The following is a 4,219-nucleotide window of genomic DNA, read 5'->3' as shown; positions in this document are numbered from 1 at the left end:
GGCTACTTTGGTAGGATAAGCGGCCGATGAATCCCTGCTGTAATCGCCTGTTTTTACATAATCGTGAAAAGGAATGTAGGGGATAAAACCCGCCTGGTGCAACATCACCTCCCGCAACTGTATATTGTTCATTGGCGTAGTACGTGCTTTTGGAATATAAGCACCAATATTGGTATCCAATTTCAATTTTCCCTCTTCAAACAAACGCATTACGGCAGGTGTTGTTGCAGTTACCTTGGTTACCGATGCCAGGTCGAAAATATCGGTTACCTTATCAGGCACATTGGTATCGTAAGTATGGGTTCCGTAAGCCTTATTGAAAATCACCTTACCATCTTTAGCTACCAGAACCACTAAACCCGGTGTTGCTTTATTGCTGATGGCTTCAGCAGCAATGGCATCAATTTCTTTTAGGTTATTGGAGTTTAGTCCGGCATCTTCGGGTACGGTATATTTTAAACGGGTTGCAGTCGTAACAAAACCCGAACCCATGGTATAACGGGCAGAAAAAGCTGTGGTTAACTTATTTACAGCGGCAATACCACCAAAAATATACTGCGGAACAATAGCAGCGGCATCGGCATTGTTTTGGGCCGTCCAAATAATTGGCGCCTGCAAAAGATCAAATGATTTTAAACCCGGACCGTTACCGAAAAAAGAAATGATTACCTGTTTATTTTTGCTGATGCTGTTGATGAAATTGATGTATTTTGCTTTGTTTACATTCTGATCGTCGATACTGATTAAAATGGTATTGAAATATTTAAGGTCATCTTCCAGGTCGTTCAGGTTTATGCTGTCTTTGTACGAATCGGCAGAAAATGAAGTTATTTTATCGTACTTATTGGCCAAACTATCAAATACTGTACTGTAGGCAAAACTTAAACTTACAGAGGCGATGTTCTTTTTCTCCAGCGATTTTAAGGGCACAATTCCATCCTGATTATTCAACAATACCGTAGTGTTCGAAATGGCATTGGCAATGGAAAGTTTTTTTTCGTTGGTTGTATGCTCCTGTGCACAGGCCATTAAACATAGAATATTGCAGCAGGTAGCCACAGCCAGGATATACAATCTATTTCGCTTCATATACTTTTTCTCCGTTCAGATAGGTTTTTAATACTTTGGTTTTTAATATGTTCTGTGGTGTTGATTTTAAAATATCATGGTCGAGGATGACAAAATCGGCCAGTTTACCCTGCTCCAGACTTCCTTTTTCCTCTTCTTCAAAATTGGCTTTTGCTGCCCAGATTGTCATTCCGCGCAAAGCCTCTTCGGGTGTTAGCGCATTTTCCATCTGGAAGCCCCCTTGCGGGAAACCTTTTGCATCTTCTCTCACCGTTGCTGCATAAAACGTTAATAATGGATTAATGTTTTCAACAGGAAAATCGGTACCTAACGGAATCCAACCATTCTGCTTTAACAATTGTTTGTAAGCATAGGCACTTTTTAACCTTTCGGCACCTAAACGCTGCCCTGCCCAATACATATCGGAAGTAGCGTGCGTAGGCTGTACGGAAGGGATAATACTTGCTTTTCCAAAAAGATCAAAATCTTTAGCATTAACCACCTGTGCATGTTCAATGCGCCAGCGCTGATCGTTTTTGCCCTTTAAAATTTTATTGTAGATGTTCAGGATTACGCGGTTGGCCGAATCGCCAATGGCATGTGTGCACATCTGGAAATGGTTAGCGGCAATTTTTTGGGCCACCTCTTCAAAATGTTTCTGATCGCTTAACAGAAAACCTGTTTTATTGGGCATATCGCTATATGGATGCAACAAACAGGCACCACGCGAGCCCAGGGCACCATCGGCATAAACTTTAAAAGCCCTTACGTTTAACCGGTCAGTTTTAATTGGTCCACGGTTGAACAGGTATTTATAATTATCAGGCTCATCAGAAAGCATTACATAAAGCCTCATTTTAAGCTTTTTCTCTTTCTGCAGTTTTTCGATAAAATCAACAGCTAAATAACTTAAACCACAATCATCAATGGTGGTTAAACCAGCGGCGAAACAGTTTTGCTGTGCATCGGTAAATATTTTTTCAGCGAGTTTAGCATCAGGCGAAGGTATTTTTTCGCCAACCAGTTTTACCGCATTATCAATTAAAACACCAGTGAGTTTCCCATTTTGGGTAAGCATATCGCCTCCAACCAGTTTTTGTTCGCCCTTAATGCCCGCATCATCCAAAGCTTTTTGGTTGGCAATGGCAGCATGACCATCAATGCGTTTTAAAAATACCGGGCGGCCAGGAAAAAGCGATGTCAGTTTTTCGTTTGTAGGGAAATTCTTATCGGTCCAATCGTTCTGGTCCCAGCCGTTACCGATCAGCCAGCCATCGGGATGGGTTTTGGCAAAAGCAGTTAAACGCGCCAGTACTTCATCCCACGATTTTGTTTCCCTTAAATCGGCTGTTTGTAAACTCTGCCCGTATCCAAAAAAATGGGCATGTGCATCGATGAAACCGGGATAAACAGCTTTACCTTCAGCATTAATTTCTTCTTTGGCGGTATATTTTGCCTGAATATCATCACTTTTACCAAGCGAAAGGATTTTACCATCCTTTACTGCAAAAGCTTCAACCGTATCGAATTTACTGTTAACGGTATAAACTTTGGCGTTATAAACAATTACATCAACCGCTTCCTTTTGCGAGCAGGAAGCAAACAGCAATGCCAGTAAAAGGCCTGATAGGATGGATTTCATATCGATAAAGATAGAAAATTGAAAGCATTTGCTTTTGTAAATTCAGCTTTACAGATTGTTAATTCCGCCGTGGTCTGTGTCACCACAGACCACTTACATTTTTTTTTTGCCACGAATGCACACAGATCAACACGGATTTAAGAGATTGCTTCATCTGCCACGCTATCCCTGCCTTGCGGTCCGTAATGACGTGATAGGACAAATAACCAAACTTCAGTATTCAAACAAATTAAGCACCTTAAACTACAATCAAACTTCAATTTTCAGGTGAGTTTGGGCGCAATCCGCCATACGCTTAACGCTCCTCTTACTTAAAAAACGGAATAGCAGGCTTATAAATTACTTCTTTCGATTTTTTGCTCCGAAAGGTGTTGATCAGAATAAGCACAAAATTTAGGGCATATAAACCACAAATTACCAGAAAGATATATTTCCCGAAGATGCCACCAATATGCATGATTTTAAAAAATATAAACGTAACGTACATCAAAGAGATAACAATTGTCCAGGTTGCCTGAAAATTGAGCAGCTTTTTACCTGTTTCGTTTAATTTTTCATCGCCATTACGTTTGAAGTACCATAAAACCAGCGGCACAATAAAACCCAATATTGGATAAACGATAAAACTCAGTGCAGATAAATTTAAAAGCGGCATCAGATGGCTTTCTTCTTTTTCAGTGCCACCGGTTAAATCGATAGGCTTTAAACCAAAAACCTGTGCCAACCTGATCAGGGTATCGCCTCTGGCCCCTGTTTCATTCTGTTCGATACGCTGGATGGTGCGCAAACTCAACTGTGTCTGCCTTGCAACTTCTTCCTGACTAAAACCATGCTGGTTTCTAAGCTCTTTTAGTTTATCTGATAATTTCATAATTTTTAACGATTGCGTTTAAACAAATGTAAAGGATCGTTTTTAAATTAAAGTGCGACTTATATACGACATTTATGCGTCAAAAGTGATAATTTGTAACCCACAATTGCTTCAATCCTCTTCGACTCCGCTCCCGGTGACAATTAACATCGATAATTGCTGTGCTAAACTTTAGTGTTAACGGTATGCTAAGACTTTGCAGCCCATTAGTTTTTTAGCCACGGAGGCACAGAAAACACGGATTAGAAAGGCTATTAAAAAGATTACTTCGTTCTGCCTCACTGCCCTTGGTTTTGCAATGAAATAATGGGGAATTAATGACCAATAATCAAAGTTCAATGTTCAGACAAAGTTGGCGCTTACCGCTACTCCCAAATGTTCCCGCGGATAACACAGATTATCGCAGAACCTTCCCCACAGAACACTCTTGCAACATTTTTTTGCCCCTGAGACACAGAAAACACGGGTAAGTAGACTATAAAGATTGCTTAAGGCTACCCCGCTACCCCTGCCTTTCAGTTAGCAATGACGTAGCGGGGAGAATAATCAATAATCAAATTCTAATTTACAGACAGGCTCAACGCGCCATAGGCTAGCCGCTAAGCCCTTCCGCCAATCCGTGGTCTGTGTCCTCACAG

General features: G+C 40.9%; 3 protein-coding genes. All 3 read right to left on the bottom strand.

Annotated features, from left to right (window positions below; genetic code table 11):
* On the bottom strand, positions 1-1,089 hold a 1,089-nt coding region (locus B2V92_RS06600), incomplete at its 3' end, for a serine hydrolase domain-containing protein (RefSeq protein WP_293306017.1).
* Positions 1,076-2,710 carry an amidohydrolase gene (locus B2V92_RS06595; protein WP_293306015.1) on the bottom strand — a complete coding sequence of 545 codons (1,635 nt, stop codon included), beginning with the start codon at positions 2,708-2,710 and terminating at the stop codon, positions 1,076-1,078. The genes B2V92_RS06600 and B2V92_RS06595, both read right to left, overlap by 14 nt.
* A gap of 307 nt (positions 2,711-3,017) precedes the next feature.
* Positions 3,018-3,581 (bottom strand): helix-turn-helix domain-containing protein, encoded by a 564-nt coding sequence (locus B2V92_RS06590; protein ID WP_293306013.1) that lies wholly within the window; start codon positions 3,579-3,581, stop codon positions 3,018-3,020.
* Positions 3,582-4,219 lie beyond the last annotated feature (638 nt).

Source organism: Pedobacter sp. UBA5917, assembly GCF_002432345.1.
GTDB lineage: Bacteria > Bacteroidota > Bacteroidia > Sphingobacteriales > Sphingobacteriaceae > Pedobacter.
The sequence above is the reverse complement of the archived record's forward strand: the minus strand, read 5'-3'. Positions and strand labels throughout refer to the sequence as shown.

What these genes read in the sequence shown, in the direction of transcription:
- B2V92_RS06595 (WP_293306015.1), bottom strand. Translation starts at nt 2,710, where the DNA reads ATGAAATCCATCCTATCAGGCCTTTTACTGGCATTGCTGTTTGCTTCC.
- B2V92_RS06590 (WP_293306013.1), bottom strand. Translation starts at nt 3,581, where the DNA reads ATGAAATTATCAGATAAACTAAAAGAGCTTAGAAACCAGCATGGTTTT.